This is a genomic window from Candidatus Poribacteria bacterium (assembly GCA_009839745.1).
In the GTDB taxonomy this organism is placed as follows: Bacteria; Poribacteria; WGA-4E; order WGA-4E; family WGA-3G; genus WGA-3G.
In genome coordinates, this window is the sequence record VXPE01000113.1 from 1 (window position 1) to 20,857 (window position 20,857).

A 20,857-nucleotide genomic window follows, 5' to 3' on the forward strand; every position below is an offset into this window, starting at 1 on the left:
ACGCTGCCTTTCGACAAGGCAGCTTGAATATCATAATATTGTCCAAACTTTAGTACCATTAGAATAGCGTTGAGAACACAAATAGTGACGGAATACCCTTCGCGCATTCTATTTAAAAAATTAGAGTGAGGAGGGCTACCGACCCCGTCCATGCGCGCAGGGGCTGCCGCCGACTTAAAAAACGAAGCGAGGGTTTTAAGGATAATAGAACAAAAGGAGAGGATTTCTTAATATGGGCTTGCAAGTTCCACCCTTCACAGAACGGTTCCGCATCGGGAACCTGTTGCTTTTAGTGCTGAGCATCGGACTTGTATTTGGAGAAGTCAGTGCTGACAACCACGAAACGCAACCGGTCGTCAAGATAACAGGGACCGTCATAGATAATGATACCGAAACACCGATAGCAGAAGTATCAATTCGGGTCACGGACACACAGATTCGGGTCAAAACGGATGAAACAGGGGCATTTTCGCTGGGGTTGCCGAGTGGCACTTATAAAATTCATGCAAGCGCGCCGTTTTATAACACTTTTGTCATTACCGATTTTCAGGTGAGCACAGGAGCGGCACCCGCGCCCCTTCACATTAAACTGACCCCACAAGTCGTAAAACTCGATGCGATCAAGCTACCGGTGCGATTGAGCCAATCCAGTGAACGCGGGCTCCTCGAGAAACGGATGCGCAGCTCACGCATTGAAGATAGTATCAGTACAGAAGAGATTAGCCGGCTCCCGGCTTCATCTGCGGGTGAGGCTATTAAACGGGTGACAGGTGTCAGCATTGTCGGGGGACGTTACGTGTTCGTCCGCGGGCTCGGAGAACGCTACAGTAACACACTCCTGAATAACGTTGAGATTCCGAGTCCAGAGCCGAACCGCCGAGTTGTGCCGATGGATATCTTTCCGGCAAGCCTCCTCGCCAGTCTCCAGACAGTCAAGACCTTCTCGCCCGATCAACCCGGCGGGTTCGCTGGGGGTTCCGTTCAAGTGTTTACCAAAGACTTTCCAGAAGAATTGACGATGTCGCTGTCAATGTCAAGCAGTTTCAACACACAAGCGACAGGTGAAGACGGCTTGACGTATCCGGGCGGCAGCCTGGACTTTTTAGGATTCGACGACGGCTCGCGCGCGCTACCGAACATCGTCCGAGATCAGGCAGCCGATCTACCGATTCGAGAACGTGGACGTTTTACACCTTTAGGATTTACGCCCGCAGAAATTCAGGAGTTCGGACAATCGTTCGCCAACGTCTGGTCGCCCGAACGCCGACAGGTTCCCGTCAATCAAGGCTACAAATTCAGCCTCGGGAATAGTAACAAGATTTTTGGAAACAAAGAGTTCGGCTACTTAGGGGTCATCTCTTACGGCAACAGCCACAGTTACGGCACGCAAGTCCGTAATGCCTTCCGGCTCGGTTTGAACGAGACGCTTTCGCCTGTAACCTCGTATGACGTTGAACGCAGTGGAAAAGAAGTGGATTGGGGGAGCGTCCTAAATACGAGCCTTCGTTTCTCTCCAGAACATCTACTCAGCATCAAAACGCTTTTCACGCATACCGCTGAAGATGAGACGCGGACCTGGGAAGGATTCAACGCCGACAGAAATACCGATATGCGCAGCACACGGCTCCGCTACGTTGAACGCCAACTCTTCTCCGGACAAGTCGCAGGCATGCATGACTTTAACTTTGGAGAACCCGCATTACAAGCAACAGACGAAGATCCAAAACCGCCCGATGTCTCTATGGAGTGGAGACTTACCTATTCGCGCGCCTCCCGCGATGAACCCGACACACGTGAGAACATTTATGAAGACAGAGGCGATGGAACGTTCACTTTCCGAGACGTCACACATAGTGGTAGCAGGTTCTTCTTTGATCTTGAGGACGATGAATACAACGCACGTGTTGACTGGAAAATCCCGCTGGGTGCTGAGGGTCTCTTCAAATTCGGGGGACTCTTACGAGACAGGTCCCGGACGTTTGATGTGCGTAGATTTAGATTCCTACCTGCTGACCAAGTAGATGCGATCGTCAATCTATCCGAGCCGCCCGAAACCCTTTTCCAAATCCAAAACATAGCCCCTCGCGTTTTTGAATTGCGAGAGTCCACACGCGCCACGGATAACTACCTCGCAGACCAAAACATCTACGCAAGTTATCTGATGCTTGATCTACCGATTACCACAAAATGGCAGGTCATGACGGGGGTCAGATTGGAGTCTTCGGATCAAACGGTTACAACCTACGACCCGTTCGCTGCCTCCCGAAAGGAGATTGAAGCGAATTTGGAAACACTTGATTGGTTGCCGGGTCTGAACGTAACGTATCGCCTCACAGAGCGGATGAATCTACGTCTCGCCGCTTCTCGAACAATTACACGTCCGGATTTCCGAGAACTCGCCCCCTTTGAGTTCACGGATTTTGTCGGCGGCAGAACGATTCTTGGGAATCCAGATTTGGAGCGGACCCAGATCAACAACTTCGATTTCCGTTGGGAAACTTTTCCACAGATCGGGGGCATTTTGGCGGTCAGCGCGTTCTATAAGCGGTTCCAAAAACCGATTGAGCAGATCGTTCAACCACAGGCAGAGGTTCGGATTACCTACGAAAACGCTGAAGGCGCCAACAACTACGGCTTGGAGTTAGAAGCTCGTCAGAACTTAGGCGTTCTCACGGAGGCGTTGCGTAAATTCTCGATTAACACAAACGCCGCACTGATTTCCTCGCAAGTGGTTCTGCCGGAGGATGTCGGGATTCAGACCTCTTCCGAACGTCCGCTACAGGGACAGTGTCCATACATCGTCAACGTCTCCGTCGGTTTTGAAGATCCCAACTGGGGAATTTCCAGTGCAATCGCGTATAACATCTTCGGACGCAGGCTCTCTGAGGTGGGGAACCACGGAGTGCCAGATGTGTATGAGCAACCCCGTGGGCAATTGGATGTGAGTTTTAGTCGGACGGTTGCGAACTATTTCAAATTCAGCATTTCAGCGAAAAACCTACTTGATCCTTACGTCCATTACAAAATAGGAGACGCAACCTATCTTGAGTATAAACTCGGTAGAGCGTTCTCGTTTGGGATCAGCTACAACTTATAGCAGAATAGTTGTCGGTAACAAGAGACTTGCGTTAGACGAAAATCCTTTAACCGATAGCCATTTCAAAATGCAAAAAACGCATAGGATTGTCATTTTTTTGCAACAATCCATCGGTATTTTTTAAGGGTAAGCAAATTGACAACAGCGGCTAAAAAAAATAGCGGCGATGTGTGCCGCCGCGTCGCGACCATCAGTGTCTATCCGTAGGATCGGTTGGACATAAGAAACAAAACAAAAAAGGAGCTGAGTTAGCTAATGTTAAATATTGGGTCAGCCCCTGTATCCACAGGAAGAAGGGGTTTATATCAAAACTATCTGTTCCTGCTAATGGCCATTTTCACGGTTGGATTAGCACTCGCTTATGTCGGTTGTGGTAGCGACGAAGAAGAACACGACCACGCGGAAGACGCAGAAGTCGCTGAAGAAACCATTATCGATGTTGGGGGCAGCCAAGTGGTCGTTCTTGAAGGCAAATTGAACGCCGATAAAACACTCACTTCGGCTTACGATTATCTCCTCCGCGGTGCAGTGTTTGTCGAAGGCGGTGCAACGCTAACGATTGAGGCAGGCGTCCAAATTTACGGCGAACAGGCAACCAATGGCACGCTCATCGTTGCCCAAGGTTCCAAGATCGTGGCAGAAGGCACGGCATCTGCCCCTATCGTTATGTCGAGTGATGCCTTTGAAGGTTCCCGGGCACGGGGTCAGTGGGGTGGCTTGATCATCAACGGTAGCGCGCCCACAAACCAAGGTGTAACCTTTGGTGAAGGTGACACAGGTGCCTTTGGTGGCAACAATCCGAGTGACAGCAGCGGTGTCCTCCGCTATGTCCGCATCGAGTATGCAGGTATAGAATTCAGTCCTGATAACGAATTGAACGGTATCGCCTTCCAAGGTGTTGGCGCTGGCACTGTCGTGGATCACGTCCAAGTCCACATGAACCAAGATGATGGCGTCGAGATGTTCGGTGGCACTGTCAACCTCAAGTATGTCATGGTTACAGGTGCACGCGACGACTCCTTCGACTGGACAGACGGCTGGACAGGTAAAGCGCAGTTCCTTGTCGTGCAACAGTATGGCGACGACGCTGATAACGGCTTTGAAGTTGACAACAGCAGTAAAGACAATGAGGCACAACCCCGTTCCGCCGCGACGATCTACAACGCGACGCTCGTGGGGGATCCCGCGGGTCCCGAAAGCGATAACGGTATGCTGATTCGTGAAGGCGCTGCTGGCACATTCGCAAACTTCATCGTTACCGGCTTTAACAAAGTTGGACTCGATATCAACAACGAAGCGACCCACGCCCAAGCAGATAACGGTAAACTGGTTGTAAAAAACAGTATCTTCTTTGAAAATGGAAAAGGCAACTTCGGCGATGAGAAAGACGACGATGGATTCGATGAAGCCGGTTTCGCCGCTTCCAACGGAAATAAAGAAGTTGATCCCGGTTTGGCAGCACCCTTCAACAAGTCCGCACCGAACTTCACACCCGGCGCGGGCGCAAACGCGGTAACGCCTGCGAGCCCGCCTGCTGATGGGTTCTTTGAACAGGTTGACTTCATCGGTGGCGTGAGCCCAAGCAACAATTGGACCGTAGGATGGACAACGAGTGCACAGAATTAGCGAGCTCACCGCTCACGCAGCTTACAGCCTCCTAACTGTTCTGTTCGCTCACAGCAGTCTCGTCGGATGTGAGAAGCGGGTTTGGGAAAATAGTCTCGACTCGCCAGACCAACTCGGTCTGGCAGTCGTTGACGCACTGAACCGCGAAGATATTGAGCAGCTAAACAGACTCCGTGTGCAACGTGAGGAATACCTCGATTGGATTTGGCCCGCATTCCCCGCAAGCCGTCCGCCGAACAATTTTCCGGGCGATTTCGCTTGGTCTAATCTTAATAAAAAATGTAATATCGGTATGAAAAAGTGGATCGCTCACTTCGGAGCGGTAAATCTGAAGTTCGTTGCCATCCGCTTCGATCGACCCAAAGAGACTTATCAAGGGTTCCAACTTTTGCGTGGAACCGTTTTGACGTTACAGAACGTCGCTGGTGAAAAACGGGAATTGCAGATTCTCGGCTCGGTCGTTGTTAAAAACGATAGATATAAGTTACTGAGCTACGAAGACTAATTACGGATATAGCACGCCTATAGGGTGCTGAAAGGAACGGGAGAAGAAAAATATGAGGACGATTACCGATGTTCAGCGGCAGAACCGAGAAGCCGCCCAACAACGGAAAAAGAAAGCGATCCGGATCGCATGGAGTTTCGCCATCGGACTGCACGTCATCGGGATTATCGCTGGGGGTATCTACTTTATTCAGAAAACCGTGTTGGAGATGCACAAGGATAAGGTAGAGAGTGTCGTTCTGGAAGCCGAGAAGCCGCAACCGAAACGCCGGACTCCACCCCGCGTAGCACGAAAACCCCAAAAACCGAAGTTTTCTAAGGTCCGGGCACCCAAAGGACAGGCTGTCACGACGAGTGCTAAAATCCCGATGGGCAACGCACGTTTCACACTGCCGGCGAGCGATGTTTCGACACGCCCGGTCATGGCACCCAGCACGACAGGGATCGGCAAAAATCTGTTCAGAGCAACTCGACAACAGGCAAGTATCGTTACAACGATGCCGAAATTTGAAGTGCCGAAGTTTGAGTCCACAAGTCTCGTCACCAGAATAGATATGGGAACAAGCCTCGCACAAACGGAGTTTAGCGACCCCGGCAATCTGGAACTCGCCTCTGTCAACTTAGGAGATGCGAAACAGTCTTTTAACGAGTTCCTAAAGGCGGTTCGGGACCGAATCAAACAGGTGCAACGCTTCCCACCGCGTGTCCGAAATTTAGACGAGGGTGCCAGCACAACCGTTCGGTTCACGCTTTTCAAAGACGGCACGATTCGGAATCCAGCCGTCACCGATTCTTCCGGCTCAACAACACTGGATAACGCAGCGATCGCGGCTGTCCAAAACGCCGTGCCTTATCCGCCTTTCCCGGAAGGACAAGAGGGGAATAGTTTGCGACTCGAACTCCCGATTATCTTCGAGTTATCGAATTAACCGACAGACATCTGACAAAAAAAAGGACGACTTTCGGGTCGTCCCTTTTTTTTGTTCGTAGTAGGGAGGCCATTCATTGACCGTTCCCTCGCCGCAAGGCAGTGCGATAGATACATCGCACGCCTACAGACTTACCCTAAAATCTAAAACAGAGGAACCCCTAAAACGCGAGTTTATCCGCTTTTGCCTTTGTTTCATCGACGAATCCCAAAAGAATCAATCCCGTAATAAAGAAAATCATCAATGAAATGATGGCGAGGCGCGCACTGCCGGTGATCTGTTCGATAACGCCAAACGTTACGGGTCCCCAAATTGATGAAAACTTGCTGAAGACAGAATAGAATCCGTAAAACTCCGCACTCGCCTGCTCTGGAATCATCGCGCCATAGAAGGAACGGCTCAACGCCTGTGTCCCACCGAGCACAAGCCCCACAACTATGCCCAAAACAAAGAACTCCGTTGCGGTGTGAATGAAATACCCATACGTAACAACCCCACTCCATAAGACTAAGGCGAACATCACCGAGCGTTTGGCACCGATACGACTTGCGAGCCGACTGAAGATCAACGCGCCCCCTATCGCAACGACTTGCACCAGCAAGAGCGTCACCATGAGTGCCGTCGTCGAAAGCCCCAATTCTTCAGTGCCGTAAATTGTCGCCATACTGGTAACGGTGTGGATTCCGTCGTTGTATATCATATAGGCGACAAGGAAAAGCGTGAGGTGTTTAAAGCGTCCGACCCGCTTCGCGGTTGAAAGCGTCCGACGGATGCCGAGGGTGAGATAGGCGATAGGTTTCGGTGTATTGCGATAGGCTTCTGGAAGTTGATACGGCGTTTTTTCCTCTTTTAGGTATTTCAGCGTCAACAGGGTCCAACCTGCCCACCAGAGACCCGTCATCGCCATCCCGATGCGTGCCGCCATCGCTTGGCTTTCCGGTGTCTTTTGCGTGGCGACGAGAGCGAGGGCAATAGTAAATTGCAGCGAACCGCCGACATATCCGAACGCATATCCTCTGGCAGAAACGGCATCCAGTTTGTCTTCGGAGGCAATCTGTGGTAAGAACGCATCGTAGAAAACATTACCGCCGACAAAGCAAATTTGAGAACCGAGAAATAGCGTAATCGTCAATCCGACATCACCCGACCCGCAAAAATAGAGCATCGTTGCGAAGAGACTCCCCATATACGCGAAGCCCATAAGAAACCGTTTTTTTGCACCAGAGAAATCGGCAATCGCTCCAAGCACGGGTGCGAAGAGGAACACGCAGAACGCCGCGGTTCCCAACATATAGCCCCACAAGGCTGTAGCACTTATATTCATACCGAGGATGTCCACACCTGCTTCGCCTACAATGGCTTTCGCAAAGTAATTCGGCAATATGGCGGCGATCACAGTGGTGATATAGGCTGAATTCGCGCAGTCATACATGCACCACCCGAAGATTGTCTTCTTATCGTTTTTCATAAGGAGATGATAACATATCTGACGGAAAAGTCAAGGGAGCGTCGCGATTCGGAGATCGCTCCTACAAGAAGAAGGGAACAGGCGTTGATTATTATTGACTATCGGTAGGAATAGGAAGGACAGAAGAAGTGAATTGAGAACAGTGGGCGCGTGAAAGTTCTACGCACCCACTGTCATACCTTGTTGAGGTTAGGCAAGGTCGAAACGATCGAGATTCATGACCTTGTTCCACGCAGCCACGAAATCCCGGACAAATGCTTCTTGAGAATCCTCACACGCGTAGACTTCCGCAACGGCTCGGAGTTGGGAGCTTGAGCCGAATACGAGATCAACGCGGGTCCCCATCCATTTGACCTCACTTGTCGAGCGATCACGTCCCTCAAACACATTCTCAGATGTAGAGGAAGCCGCCCACTCGGTGTTCATGTCAAGCAGATTGACGAAGAAATCAGTCGTCAACGTCTCGGGTCGCTTGGTAAAGATACCGAAACCCGACTCACAAACGTTTGTATCCAAGACGCGCAAGCCGCCGATGAGAACCGTCATCTCAGGTGCGGTGAGCGTCAGCATCTGTGCCCGATCGACGAGTAACTGTTCGGCGGTTCCCTCGTGTCCGTTTGCAAGGTAGTTGCGGAATCCGTCGGCGGTCGGTTCCAGCACAGCAAACGATTCCACATCGGTTTGCTCCTGCAAGGCGTCTGTGCGTCCCGGAGAGAAGGGAACCTCTACCTCGATGCCAGCCTTCTGCGCAGCAGCCTCGACGGCTGCACACCCAGCGAGAACGATCAGGTCAGCGAGTGAGACTTTCTTCCCGTCGGACTGGGATCCGTTAAATTCGTTTTGAATCGCCTCCAGCGTCTGAAGGACCTGCTCCAATTCGGACGGTTTGTTGACTTCCCAATCCTTCTGCGGTGCGAGGCGGATACGTGCCCCGTTGGCTCCACCACGCTTGTCAGTGCCGCGGAATGTTGCCGCAGACGCCCAAGCCGTTGAGACCAACTGGGAAATGGAGCGTCCTGATTCCAAGATCTTGCCTTTGAGGGCAGCGATGTCCTGCCCGTCAATCAATTCATGATCGACATCAGGGACGGGGTCTTGCCACAACTGCGGTTCCTCTGGAACTAAAGAACCGAGATACCGTGTGCGGGGTCCCATGTCGCGATGGGTCAACTTGTACCACGCCTTAGCAAAAGCGTCTGCGAATTCCGCCGGGTTCTCGTAGAAGCGTTTGGAAATCTGCGCATAGACTGGATCCGCCTTCAGAGACAGGTCGGTCGTGAGCATCATGGGCGCGTGTTTCTTTGAGGGATCGTGAGCGTCCGGCACCGTGCCTTGTGCGGATTCATCTTTGGGCGTCCACTGCCACGCACCCCCCGGACCTTTCACCAGTTCCCAGTCGTAATTGAATAGATTCTCAAAGAAGCCATTGTCCCACTGGATCGGAGCGGCCGTCCAGGCACCCTCTAAGCCACTGGTGATCGTGTGGACACCCTTACCGCTACCAAAACTGTTTTTCCATCCGAGCCCCTGTTCCTCAATAGAGGCACCCTCGGGTTCGGGTCCCACGTATTCATCTGCATCCGCAGCACCATGCGTTTTGCCGAACGTGTGTCCGCCAGCGATGAGTGCGACCGTCTCCTCGTCGTTCATTGCCATGCGACGGAACGTCTCTCGAATGTCTCTGGCTGCAGCGACGGGATCCGGGTTACCGTTGGGTCCCTGTGGATTCACATAGATTAAACCCATCTGAACGGCACCAAGAGGGTTCTCCAATTCTCTGTCGCCGGTGTAACGCTCGTCTCCGAGCCATGTGGTCTCTGATCCCCAATAGATGTCCTCTTCGGGTTCCCAGACGTCCTCTCGTCCGCCAGCGAATCCGAAGGTCTTGAGTCCCATCGACTCCAGGGCGCAGTTCCCTGCGAAGATTATCAGATCCCCCCACGAGAGTTTTTTGCCGTATTTCTGCTTGACGGGCCAGAGCAGCCGGACGGATTTGTCGAGGCTGGCGTTGTCGGGCCAACTATTGAGGGGGGCAAAGCGGAGCGTGCCAGAGGCACCGCCACCGCGCCCGTCGCCGATGCGGTATGTGCCTGCACTGTGCCACGCCATCCGAATGAAAAGCGGTCCATAGTGACCGTAGTCGGCGGGCCACCAGTCCTGCGATGTCGTCATCACCTTATAAATATCTTGCTTCAGAGCCTCTAAGTCGAGTGTTTTGAACGCCTCGGCGTAGTTGAAATCCTCCCCTATAGGATTGGATGCGGGAGGGTTCTGGTGGAGCATCTTCAGGTTCAACTGATTCGGCCACCACTGTTGGTTCGCTATTGTGCCCCGTGTGTGAGAGTTGTGCATCACTGGGCACTTACTTTCGTTGCTCATATTTCCTCCGATTACTTTTTGATATATTTCCCTAAGCAACTTGGGTTAATATATTATACATCAACATTACCAAGAATGACAAGTTTAAGTAATACCGAACCTGAAAGACACATTCGCATTTAAGAGATTTTGAAACTCAGAGGAAGGCAAATCTAAGAGGCGCATTGTCCCGCAAGTCCACACGCGACTTACGCCATTGCGCGACTACGAACAGATTTCTCGTTAAATTGTCCAAACTATAGTATTGATTAGACATGCAGATTTTCAAAAAATGTGGTATAATAGAATAAAGTCTAAGATAATAACGGAGGATACGTCTCCCATTTTGGATACCATGGATTATCTATGTAGATGGCTATCAATTCTACTGCTCCTTTGCCTCAGTGCTGGGGTGCATGCCGAAACTGACGACCTGCGGGCGGAGGCATCCCGTACTTACGAAAGCATCGAGATCGACGGGGAACTTTCAGAGCCCGATTGGCAGAAAGCAACACCTATCCGTCAATTTATTCAGTTTGAACCCGATGCAGGCGAACCGCTGACCGAATCCACAGAGGTCCGCATTCTTTACGATGACAGACACATCTATTTCGGTTTCATCTGCAGCGAACCCGATCGCGCGAAGATTATTGCGAATAAGATGAGACGGGATGGGATGTTGTATGATCAGGACAACGTCTTCGTGTTGTTGGATACCTATAACGACCGGCGGAGTGGGTTCTTCTTTCGCGTGAATCCACTCGGTGCGCGCGAAGATGTCGCACTCATGGACAGCGGCGACAGCCGAAACGAGAACTGGAATGCCGTCTGGGACTCTCGCGCAAAAATCAACGGTGACAATTGGACGACAGAAATCGCCATCCCGTTCAGTCAACTCCGATTTAAAAAGGAAGATACCCTGACCTGGGGTTTGAACCTCGGACGCACCATCCGAAAAAATCAGGAGGAAGGCACATGGTCCCCCGTGCCGGCAGCCTATACGTATCTGGCACGCTATCGGACAACACACCTTGGAACGCTTACCGGTTTATCCGGGATCTCACAACGTCGGAATATAGAATTTCTGCCGTATCTCCTGCCTGGGGTCGCCCAGACAGAGGATGATGGAACCGTCGGCGTGCTCGATTTCGGGGGCGACATGAAGGTGAGCGTCACCTCAAATCTAACCGCTGATCTCACGGTCAATACAGATTTCGCACAGGTCGAGGCCGACCAGGAGCAAGCAAACTTAACACGGTTTAGCCTCTTTTTCCCGGAGAAACGTCAATTCTTCTTGGAAGGTGCGGGTTTATTCGATTTCGGTATCCCACGGACGAGTTTCAATGCCCCACCACCGCTCCTCCTTTTCTACAGTCGCCGTATCGGCATTGAGGAAGGACACGCTATCCCAATCATGGCGGGTGGAAAGATTACCGGTAAAGTGGGCGGCTTCGGTGTAGGACTGCTGAACGTTCTCACAGATAAACATGCAGCAGCTGCCACGGAACATTTGGACGCGGTCGATGTTAACAGGACGAACTACTCTGTTTTGCGCATCAAGCGCGATCTGTTCACAGGGTCGAGCCTCGGTGTGATCGGAATTAATAAGCAAGATCTCGACAAACACAACAGCGCGACCGGCGTTGATTTCATCTATCGTCCGACGGGCGAGATGAATTTCCGAGGTCTCTGGGCACGCACGTTTGAATCGCGCGAAATCAGCAGGCAAGCCCATCCAGGAAACGGCGCTTTGCCGAGCGAAAACACAAACGCGCTTTACTTCGGCGGCAATTGGCAGAGCGAAGTCGGACGCGTGAACGCCTCCTACACGGACATCGGTGATGATTTCAACCCTGAAGTCGGCTATGTGTATCGCACGGGTAGCCGATGGTTGCGGGGCGAAATGCGTGCCACGCCTTATCTCCATTGGAACGGGTTCCGTCGGTTGTGGACTGGACCGGAGATTGACCTCATCCTCAACTCAGACAACGAATTAGAAACGCGAACCTTTATCTGGAGCACGTGGCTTGAACTGGAAACGAACGGTTGGGGCGGTCTCCGAATCTACCGGAATTTCGAGAACCTCGTGGAGGATTTTGAAATTCGAGAAGGCATTATCATCCCGCGTGGCAAATACAGTTACAATAACTACAACCTCATGCTCAATGCTGAAGGCAAGGTCTTTAACGGACGCTTTGGGTTCAATGTCGGAGATTTCTACAACGGCACCCGACGCGGATTTGACCTCCGTCTCGACCTTCGGTTCGGTGGGCGCTTCAGTGTGGAACCGAGATATGAATTCAACCGCGTCACACTCCCACACCAAGATGCTCCCGATGAAAAGACCTCCTTTGATACAAACGTCTTCGGTGGGCGTGTTATCTATTCCTTTTCCACAGACCTCTTTACTAAATTTTACGCCCAATGGAACAGTGACCGGAATTTGGTTACCACGAATTTCTTAGTCAATTACATCTATCGTCCCGGTAGTGATTTCTATTTTGTTTTCAACCAGACGTATGGAACAGACAGTATCACATCGGGATTGCTGGATACCACTGTGGTTGGCAAAGTCACCTATTGGTGGAATCCGTAGTTGTCAGAAGAATAGTTATAAGTTAAGAGGCTTTTGTTAAACCCAAGCGCGCAGCCCGTAAGCGTAGCGGAGGGCGGATCTACGGAAAGGAACGTTATTTATCCAACCTCTCTGACCGAACCGCAAGGAATAATTAAAAGATGAAGATTGTTGATGTGAAAACGTATCTCGTTGATGTACCGCCACCGCATTGGGGTGGAAGGCGTTGGATTTTCGTCAAATTGGTGACAGACGAAGGGATTGAAGGCATAGGTGAATGCACGTATCACACGCAATTGAACCATGTCGTCATCGAACTCATCAAAGACTGGGGAGAACGCTACCTGATGGGCGTAGATCCGTTTCGGATTGAAAGGATCTGGTCGACCCTTTATGAGGGACCGTGTGTCCGGCATTCAGGACCGTTGACGAGTCCAGCGATGAGTGCGATTGAGATGGCGTGTTGGGATATCGTCGGAAAAGCACTGAACCAACCGATTTACAATCTGTTAGGCGGTATGTTCCACGAGAAACTGCGTGCCTACTCCTATCTATTGCAATGGCGCCGCGGCGACTCCCCAGAAAAAACGGGGGACCTCGCGCTCGCTTACGTCGAAAAAGGGTTTACGGCTGTCAAGTTCGATCCGGTTGATCCAAGCACCGCGGATCGGTTGGAAACTCTCGATTACGCAGAGAGTGTCATCCGAGGAATTCGCGATGCCGTCGGGGATAGGTGTGACATTCTGATTGGCACGCATGGACAGTTCAATACAAACAGTGCAATCCGTTTCGCGAAACGCGTCGAGCCTTACGATCCACTCTGGTTCGAGGAACCGCTACCCCCAGAGAATATCAAGGAGATGGCACGCGTCGCCCAATCAACGAGTATCCCGATTGCCACTGGAGAACGATTGTTGACAAAATACGAGTTCGTGGACCTGTTGGAACAACAGGCGGCATCTATTCTGCAGATGGATTTGACGATCACAGGGGGTATCCTTGAGGCGAAAAAGATCGCATCGATGGGTGAGGCACATTATGCCCAAATCGCACCGCATCTGTATGGGGGTCCGATCGGGGGTGCTGCGAATATTCAGTTGGATGTCTGTAGCCCGAATTTCCTGATTCAAGAGGGTATCCATACATGGGACGGCTTCCACGCGGATATCCTGAAGGAGCCGTTGCAGTGGAAAGATGGATACATCATTCCATCAACGAAACCGGGACTCGGTGTCGAATTGAACGATGAAGTTTTGGAGAAACATTCTATTACGGTTTAAATAGTTTAAAAATCTGAATTGTATCTGTCGAAATGGGTTAAAAGGCTTAAGTAGAGTGAATAGAGGTATTTGTGATGTACTTAGTCTGTTATTCATGCAGACGCGGCTATCGCGTCCACCAAGAGAGTGTTAACTTCGTTGAGAAGAAAACCTGCTCAAATGGACACGTCCACGACATACGCTGTCGGTGTGGTCAGAAAATATATGTTACCCAACGCGTCGATTCCACACGTTGGAAATCTATTGATCGCAAAGTTCCTTGGAAATATCCAGACGAACGGACACCTGGGAAGTAAAGACGGAGGCATAAACAAGGAATGGAAATTTCAGAAACACCAACGGGTACGCTTGACCCGATACCCAATTTAGCTGAAGAAACACTTAAAAAATTAGATATCCGTCCAGAACAGATCCGATTTGCTGTCCAAAGCGATGTGAGTTCAACAGGCACCTACGGTGAAGAATGGTTTGTCTTAACGGACGCTGCGATCTTCACCGTAACAGGTGAGGGTGAGGTGCTTCACTATATCCCATATAAGAGTGTCCTGGGCATCCGTGCCGAGATCGTCGTAGACGCTGGGATACTGGTCCTGGAAACAGAAGAAGGCACTGTCGATCTGATTCGGTACTCCAATGGCTGCGCGGCGAAGTTCGGATTTGTTGCTCGATTTATCGGTGACGAAATTGAGTTTCGTGACGGTAAACGGGACGAGGCACCGATTTGGGACTACAAGCCGGAGGAAAAATTCTGTCAGTCCTGCAGTTTACCCTTGCCAGACGAGTTCTCACCGTGTCCAGCCTGTACCAAAAAACACAAGGTTATGTTACGGATTTTGTCCTACATACGCCCGTATCGCGGTAGGGCAATCCTTTTCATGGTCTTCGTGATTGCTGGCACCCTCATCTCTTTAGTACCGCCGTATTTCTCCCGTATCCTGATTGACGATATCCTGATGCCGAGTGATGTCGATACCGCTGCCTCGGCAGCATCGAGCACATGGTTAGGCTCTATTTTCCGAGACATTCCATCGGCGGCATTGGCTTTGTCCATTGCTGTAGGGACCCTATTAGGCATACAAATTATCCGTGAAATTTTCACAATTTTTCGGTTACGTTTAGGGGCATGGCTGACGTTCCGCGTCGCTGCGAATATTCGAGCACACGTCTATCAGCACTTGCACAACTTGTCAATCCGATTCTTCGATAAACGGAAAACTGGGACGGTTATCTCGCATATCACAGAGGACAGTGAACGGCTTCAGGACTTTATGTTAGAGGGTCTCTCGTTTCTCGCGGTAGAGCTGTTGCTTTTCTTCGGGATTGGCGGGATGCTGTTCTGGATGAACTGGAAACTGGCGTGCTTCATCTTAATCCCGATTCCGATCATTGTCTTTGGAGCGGGTTGGTTCTGGAAAAAAGTGCGCAGTCTTTGGCATCGCGCCTGGCGGCGTCGCTCGAAATTGTTCGATGTCGTCAACGATTCAGTATCCGGCATTCGGGTCGTCCGTGCGTTCGGACAACAACGGAGCGAAGTGAACAGGTTCGCCGATGCGAACGTAGATGCCCGAGACTATGAAACGCATGCTGAGATGATCTGGGCGACCTATTATCCACCCCTGATGTTCGCCGTCCAGTTAGGGTCTCTCATCGTTTGGTATGTCGGGGGTCTCAACATTATCGGTGGGACAATGACGTTCGGGACCTTGATGGCGTTCCACGCATACCTGATGATGTTCTACGAACCGTTACGCTATATCAGCCCGCTGATTAACTGGGCTTCCCGCTCAATGACGGCGGCAGAACGACTTTTTGAAGTCATTGACTCACAACCGGAACAATTGGACGATGGCAGCCTTAAAGCGATGCCGAACATTACTGGAGAAGTCAAATTCCACAACATGACGTTCGGTTACGATTCGCACAAACCGGTGCTTCGAGACATCAGCCTACACGTGAAACCGGGAGAGATGATTGGACTCGTTGGACATTCGGGGGCGGGGAAATCGACGCTTATTAATTTGATTTGTCGGTTCTATACGCCGGACTCTGGACGTTTAGAGATCGATGGTGAGGACATCAAGCAGATTGACCTCAAGGATTTGCGCCGCCAGATTGGTGTCGTGTTACAGGAACCGTATCTGTTCAGTGGGACTATCGCCGAGAATATCGCCTACGCGCATCCCGATGCGACCATGGAAGATATTATCACGGCAGCGAAGGCGGCAAACGCCCACGAATTCATCGTCAAGTTCCCAGACGGCTACGATACGGAAGTCGGTGAACGCGGCGGACGGCTATCGGGCGGCGAACGACAACGCATCTCTATCGCACGGGCGATTTTACACAACCCGCGGATTCTGATTCTCGATGAAGCCACCTCATCCGTGGATGTGGAGACGGAGAAGAAAATCCAACAGGCAATCGACAGGCTTGTTCAGAACCGAACGACATTTGCGATTGCTCACCGGCTTTCTACGCTCCGAAATGCCGACCGATTGTTCGTGATTGAAAAAGGGAAAGGTGTTGAGTGCGGTTCTCACGAAGAACTCATGGAACAGAAAGGTATCTATTACAAACTCGTAGAAACCCAACGCGAAGCCGCTAATGTTCGCGCAGCATCGCAAGCCGTGGAGAGATAGACATGCAGAACCAAAACATAGAAAAACAAACCACGCTCGCTGCGGCACCCACAGTGAAGCCGGTTCCCCCTGAATCGGATGACTTCACGCCGCGCTACTTCAATGCCGCCGACCTGACCTTCACGCGCTCCGAAGTGGGAACGGCGCGACTTGAAATTCGGAATGACGCCTGCCATCTGCGGGTAGTGGTGCGGCGGTTGATGCCACTCAGCAATCCCGAGAGTTACATCTCGCTTGCCGTGGATGAGGACACCGAAATTGGGATCCTCGTGAATCCATCGGAACTGACACGAGAAAGTCAAAAAATCCTGCAGGAAGAGTTGGATAAACGGTATTTCACGCCGACAATTCAGAAGGTTTATCGGGTGAAGGAACAATTCGGCATCCATGAATGGGAGGTTGAAACGGAGCGAGGGCGGGTGACGTTCTCGGTGCGTGGGTTGAATCAGAACATCAAACAGGTGCCACCTGCCCGACTTTTTGTGACGGATGTCCGCGGGAACCGATATGATATTCCAGATTACCGGAAGTTAGATGTGCAGAGTTATCAGCAGATTCAACGGCATCTCTAAGGATACTATGGACAAAACAGTCTAAAAAACTGAGAAACTTCTATCTTCTTAGCGAAAGATTGTAAGCCGTAATGAAATGGAGGCGACTCTACGGAGAAGCATGTTAATGCTCAAACTCATTTTAACGAACCGCAAGGTAAATTAAAAAAATGAAACAGAGACGTTTCCGTGCCGCTATCGCCTCAATCGGGTTGCATCTGCTCTTTGTCATCATTGCAGCGTTGCTGTTTTCAGGACAAAGGGAGCTGAACAAAGACGCGTTTGAGGCGACATTTTTTACGCTCAATCCTGCAAGGACAGCGGTGGAAATCCGTCCGACCCGGCGGACTGTCTCAGCACACACCCCGCTTTTAAGTGAAACCTCAACGGAAACCCGCATATCGCCCCAAGCATCGCGTAGAGGCGAGGTAACCTCGCCCCTACAGAGAAACCAAACGGATGTCGTGCAACCCGTGCCACCGTTGGATGTCGAAACCGATATACTGAATCCGACAGAACTTTCGATAGCACCTACACTGCCGAACAGTCGTCAGTTTAGAGGCGGTCTGGTTAAACCAGAGTCCTCTTTAGTTGATAACCGACTCCTGAAAACTGATAATTATTCGACACGGCGTAGAGGCACAAACACGTCTAAAACGGGACTCTCAGAATTTCTGGATGGATCTTTACCCACAGGTGGCTTGGGAGATGGGTTCGATACTGCATTTCGCAATCTTGTGAAGATACCGAAGGAGAAATTGGGGGGTGTCCTTGAAGGGACCGGCAGCGAGATGCGCGGGCATATTCGGTTGATTCGACTCAAACATTCGCTCTCGGATTGGTGGCAGGATCCGACGGCGATTCCTGCGCTCATCAAGTGGCTGGAGGAACAGACCCCGATTCGGGCGGATATGGACTTCGATGGCGGTGCGCTACGGATCACTGATCCTCAAATCATGGACGCTCCGCTCATCATCATGACAGGACACGATAAAGACATCACCGTTGGGCGGGGGCTTGCAAAAGAGGGTCCGCTGCAGACAGGTTTCACATCCACAGAACGCGCAGCACTTCGGAAATACATCGTTGAAAAAGGAGGAATGCTGTTTTTCGATGACTGCGGTTTCAATGGACTTTTCGCACACATCGTCGCTGATGAACTCAAACAAATTTTCCCTGAATATCCGCTTGAGATTCTTCCGCACGAGCACGAGTTGTATAGTATCTATTACCATCTGTCGAAACCGCCTACAGGTGGCGATGTGTTCTGGGGAAACGAGAACAACGCGCAACCCACGCAGTTCCGTTATCAGAAAGCAATCGTCATTGATGACCGGTTAGCAGTGGTTTATAACCGCAAGGATTACCTGTGTGCAATGGAAACCGCAGAGATTGAGAGCCGCACGATGTTACGCCTCCGCCGTTCCACGGATGTTTATCGGTTTATGTCAAATCTACTGATTTATGCCCTGAAATATGGTGGGAATACGGATAGGACGGGGTATCAGCAGTAAGTATTGCCGCATAGAAAAAATTACAAGGCACTGGTTATCGCTTCCGCGAGGTTCTTGGGGAAATCGAAGAGCGATGTCAGATTTGTCCGGATCATCATCCGTTTGATACCTCTATTGACGTTAAGGAGAAGTGTCCGTCCGCCGTTCTGACGGATCTGGGTGCTGGTAGTGATAAGCACGCCTAAGCCTGCACTATCCATCGACTGGACCTTCGCCATATTAAAAATTAGGGTAGGCGTTCCGTCCTGCGTTTCAAGTGTTTTGATATGTTCTTCGAGCATCGTTTTTAGCACGATCGCATCTTGCCCGATGACTTTTCCCTGAATCTCTAAAAATGTGAAGTTTTTGGTTTGGATGTTAATTTGCATAGGTTCTCTCTACCATTTCGATACCAAAGTTTAATAGAACAGACTGTGTGAGTTTTTCTAACCCCATGCGTCATGTAGGAATCGGAGCCAGTTGCCGTGCATGATGGCAGCAATGTCATCGGCACTATAGCCACGCGCCTCTAACAAGCCCGTTAAGTTTTGCAAGTCAGCGATGGTGTCCAAATCGCTCGGAGATTGCTCACGACCATAGCCACCATCTAAATCGGTGCCGATCGCGGCATGACGGCTGTTGCCTGCTAACTGACAGATATAGTCGATGTGATCCACGACGGTGTTCAAAGTAACCGCCTCGTGGGGAGTTTCACCCGTAACCCAGCCTGGATGGAGCATCCACGCGTCAAAAGCAGCACCGATGACCCCATCCCGTTCAAAAATCGCACGCAACTGTTCATCGCTGAACTGACGCTGATGGGGGACCAGTGTCCGACAGTTGTTATGACTGGCGAGAACCAAGCCGTTGTAGCGTTCAAGTGCCTGCCAGAACGACTGATCCGAACAGTGGGTAAGATCAAGGATAACGCCTAAGCGTTCCATCTCAGCGAGCAACGGACGCCCCAGTTCGGTTAACCCTAGTTCTGTGCCTGTTCCACCGGCGTAGCGTCCGGGACCGTAGTGTGTCAGCCCAATCAGTCGTAATCCGCCATCAACCCAAGCCTCTAACTGTGTTGGATAAAGAATTGGGTCGGCACCTTCCATGCTAATTACAAATCCTAAAGGCGGTGCATTATCATAGTCGCTTGCGTTGCCTATCGCTGTGCTCTCCCACGCTTGCCAAGCGTTGATGTGTCTGTCTAATTGTTCTCGGTTCGTGATGATGCGAACGTATCCCATTCTTTCTAAGGCATGATAGTAAGCCAATTGCCCTTGGGCAATGCCGTAGGATTGGGTAGGCGAGGCAAAATCAGAGTGCGGGGAGGGTCTACCCGTTGAACGCGCAAATAATGTGACAAAACTCAGCGCAATTCGCCCTCGACGCATCTCCGGAAAAGCCACGGTTCCTTGTCCTTTACCGGGTATCCCTGCTTCTTGGGCACGAATCGTATAGGTGGAACTCAGCAAGTCCCGGTTGCCTTGCAACGCATTCATTGATAAATCGAGATGGGCATCAACAATAAGCATTTTTAATGATTCCTTGCTGTCCATAGCAACGCAGCATACCGCGTCCGAGGTCGTCGCCATAGATGAGAATGACATTCGGGTTGTTAGTCATAAGTCTCTCTCAGGTTAAAGATAGATTGTTTGTAGTAGGGCAATTCATTGCCCGTTCTTACCCACAAGACATCTACTACGCTTCCTTTAGGGTTCTTCGTAAGTTAGAGTATTCATCCTACTAATCCCAACCCTTGCCATAATCAAGGATAGGATACTGCCGCCAGAGATCTCGTAACCATTGAATTGAGGCAAGTTATCTTCAAAACATAAGGTCCTCCATCGTCCGGGTAAAACTCGTAATTAGGCACGGGAAACTCAATCCACATGCGTGCTCCATATTCGGATATCCGTAACTTTGCCTCAAGAGATTCAGGATTCTTCAGTGGTTGTAAAATACGAAACTCAGGATTCTCACTAACACAGGCGTGCTTATTCCTTAATGTTCCCAATATACTATCAAGCATTTCATGGTGTTGGACAAGTTTATAGCCCTGTTGGTGTCCTCTGTAGCTCTGGCGCCCGAAGCCATTACTGACAGCAGCAATTAGTATAGGGGCTTTCTTCACAGAATCAACTAAATTCCCGTGGCTAACTTCACCTGAGTCTGAGGGATCCTGCACTATGAGGTCTAAGTATTTGTTGGATCTTAAGTATCCCTTGTCTTCCTTCCAAATCGAAAAATTAGGAATTAACTGACGAAGTTCGTCGATAGATCCGCTCCGCGCTTCTGACTGCCGGGCTTGCCAGTTTCCATTCCATATTCTATTCATAGAAC

Annotated in this window: 14 protein-coding genes; 9 read left to right on the plus strand and 5 right to left on the minus strand. The window is 50.7% G+C overall.

Features of this window, described 5'->3' with window-relative positions:
• Window positions 1-232 precede the first annotated feature (232 nt).
• From F4X88_17780 to F4X88_17795, 4 genes are all read left to right on the plus strand, one after another.
• Entirely contained in the window at window positions 233-3,097 is a 2,865-nt protein-coding gene (locus F4X88_17780) for a TonB-dependent receptor (protein ID MYA58137.1), read from the plus strand.
• 255 nt (window positions 3,098-3,352) lie between these two features.
• Window positions 3,353-4,723 carry a hypothetical protein gene (locus F4X88_17785; protein ID MYA58138.1) on the plus strand — a complete coding sequence of 457 codons (1,371 nt, stop codon included), beginning with the start codon at window positions 3,353-3,355 and terminating at the stop codon, window positions 4,721-4,723.
• Complete coding sequence (locus F4X88_17790; GenBank protein ID MYA58139.1) at window positions 4,710-5,228, plus strand: hypothetical protein; 519 nt, start codon at window positions 4,710-4,712, stop codon at window positions 5,226-5,228. Before F4X88_17785 ends, F4X88_17790 begins: the two co-directional genes overlap by 14 nt.
• 52 nt (window positions 5,229-5,280) lie before the next feature.
• The gene (locus F4X88_17795; protein MYA58140.1) at window positions 5,281-6,156 is read left to right on the plus strand and encodes an energy transducer TonB; all 876 of its coding nucleotides are present in this window, start codon (window positions 5,281-5,283) and stop codon (window positions 6,154-6,156) included.
• 160 nt (window positions 6,157-6,316) lie between these two features.
• Here F4X88_17795 and F4X88_17800 read toward each other — a convergent pair whose 3' ends face one another.
• The gene (locus F4X88_17800) at window positions 6,317-7,624 is read right to left on the minus strand and encodes an MFS transporter (GenBank protein MYA58141.1); all 1,308 of its coding nucleotides are present in this window, start codon (window positions 7,622-7,624) and stop codon (window positions 6,317-6,319) included.
• A gap of 189 nt (window positions 7,625-7,813) precedes the next feature.
• Window positions 7,814-10,003, minus strand: coding sequence for a catalase/peroxidase HPI (katG, locus tag F4X88_17805; GenBank protein MYA58142.1), 2,190 nt, complete (start codon window positions 10,001-10,003; stop codon window positions 7,814-7,816).
• A 334-nt stretch (window positions 10,004-10,337) separates the two neighbouring features.
• Here katG and F4X88_17810 point away from each other — a divergent pair, with 334 nt between their 5' ends.
• The 5 genes from F4X88_17810 (at window position 10,338) to F4X88_17830 (ending at window position 18,541) form a co-directional block, all read left to right on the plus strand.
• The gene (locus F4X88_17810) at window positions 10,338-12,578 is read left to right on the plus strand and encodes a carbohydrate binding family 9 domain-containing protein (GenBank protein ID MYA58143.1); all 2,241 of its coding nucleotides are present in this window, start codon (window positions 10,338-10,340) and stop codon (window positions 12,576-12,578) included.
• A 140-nt stretch (window positions 12,579-12,718) separates the two neighbouring features.
• Window positions 12,719-13,837 carry a mandelate racemase/muconate lactonizing enzyme family protein gene (locus F4X88_17815; GenBank protein ID MYA58144.1) on the plus strand — a complete coding sequence of 373 codons (1,119 nt, stop codon included), beginning with the start codon at window positions 12,719-12,721 and terminating at the stop codon, window positions 13,835-13,837.
• Between the two features lie 875 nt (window positions 13,838-14,712).
• The gene (locus F4X88_17820) at window positions 14,713-16,476 is read left to right on the plus strand and encodes an ABC transporter ATP-binding protein (GenBank protein ID MYA58145.1); all 1,764 of its coding nucleotides are present in this window, start codon (window positions 14,713-14,715) and stop codon (window positions 16,474-16,476) included.
• A 2-nt stretch (window positions 16,477-16,478) separates the two neighbouring features.
• Window positions 16,479-17,048 carry a DUF1854 domain-containing protein gene (locus F4X88_17825; GenBank protein ID MYA58146.1) on the plus strand — a complete coding sequence of 190 codons (570 nt, stop codon included), beginning with the start codon at window positions 16,479-16,481 and terminating at the stop codon, window positions 17,046-17,048.
• 149 nt (window positions 17,049-17,197) lie between these two features.
• Window positions 17,198-18,541 (plus strand): DUF4159 domain-containing protein, encoded by a 1,344-nt coding sequence (locus F4X88_17830; protein MYA58147.1) that lies wholly within the window; start codon window positions 17,198-17,200, stop codon window positions 18,539-18,541.
• A gap of 20 nt (window positions 18,542-18,561) precedes the next feature.
• On the opposite strand, the gene F4X88_17835 is transcribed toward F4X88_17830, so the two are convergent.
• The 3 genes from F4X88_17835 to F4X88_17845 form a co-directional block, all read right to left on the minus strand.
• The gene (locus tag F4X88_17835; protein MYA58148.1) at window positions 18,562-18,909 is read right to left on the minus strand and encodes an STAS domain-containing protein; all 348 of its coding nucleotides are present in this window, start codon (window positions 18,907-18,909) and stop codon (window positions 18,562-18,564) included.
• A gap of 57 nt (window positions 18,910-18,966) precedes the next feature.
• Window positions 18,967-20,049, minus strand: coding sequence for a peptidase M19 (locus F4X88_17840; protein MYA58149.1), 1,083 nt, complete (start codon window positions 20,047-20,049; stop codon window positions 18,967-18,969).
• A gap of 233 nt (window positions 20,050-20,282) precedes the next feature.
• Window positions 20,283-20,852, minus strand: a complete 570-nt coding sequence (locus F4X88_17845; protein MYA58150.1) for a hypothetical protein — start codon at window positions 20,850-20,852, stop codon at window positions 20,283-20,285.
• Window positions 20,853-20,857 lie beyond the last annotated feature (5 nt).

Coding starts and splice junctions, on each gene's coding strand:
- F4X88_17780 (MYA58137.1), top strand. CDS start 233: ATGGGCTTGCAAGTTCCACCCTTCACAGAACGGTTCCGCATCGGGAAC.
- F4X88_17785 (MYA58138.1), top strand. CDS start 3,353: ATGTTAAATATTGGGTCAGCCCCTGTATCCACAGGAAGAAGGGGTTTA.
- F4X88_17795 (MYA58140.1), top strand. CDS start 5,281: ATGAGGACGATTACCGATGTTCAGCGGCAGAACCGAGAAGCCGCCCAA.
- F4X88_17800 (MYA58141.1), bottom strand. CDS start 7,624: ATGAAAAACGATAAGAAGACAATCTTCGGGTGGTGCATGTATGACTGC.
- katG (MYA58142.1), bottom strand. CDS start 10,003: ATGAGCAACGAAAGTAAGTGCCCAGTGATGCACAACTCTCACACACGG.
- F4X88_17810 (MYA58143.1), top strand. CDS start 10,338: ATGGATTATCTATGTAGATGGCTATCAATTCTACTGCTCCTTTGCCTC.
- F4X88_17815 (MYA58144.1), top strand. CDS start 12,719: ATGAAGATTGTTGATGTGAAAACGTATCTCGTTGATGTACCGCCACCG.
- F4X88_17820 (MYA58145.1), top strand. CDS start 14,713: ATGGTCTTCGTGATTGCTGGCACCCTCATCTCTTTAGTACCGCCGTAT.
- F4X88_17825 (MYA58146.1), top strand. CDS start 16,479: ATGCAGAACCAAAACATAGAAAAACAAACCACGCTCGCTGCGGCACCC.
- F4X88_17830 (MYA58147.1), top strand. CDS start 17,198: ATGAAACAGAGACGTTTCCGTGCCGCTATCGCCTCAATCGGGTTGCAT.
- F4X88_17835 (MYA58148.1), bottom strand. CDS start 18,909: ATGCAAATTAACATCCAAACCAAAAACTTCACATTTTTAGAGATTCAG.
- F4X88_17840 (MYA58149.1), bottom strand. CDS start 20,049: ATGCTTATTGTTGATGCCCATCTCGATTTATCAATGAATGCGTTGCAA.
- F4X88_17845 (MYA58150.1), bottom strand. CDS start 20,852: ATGAATAGAATATGGAATGGAAACTGGCAAGCCCGGCAGTCAGAAGCG.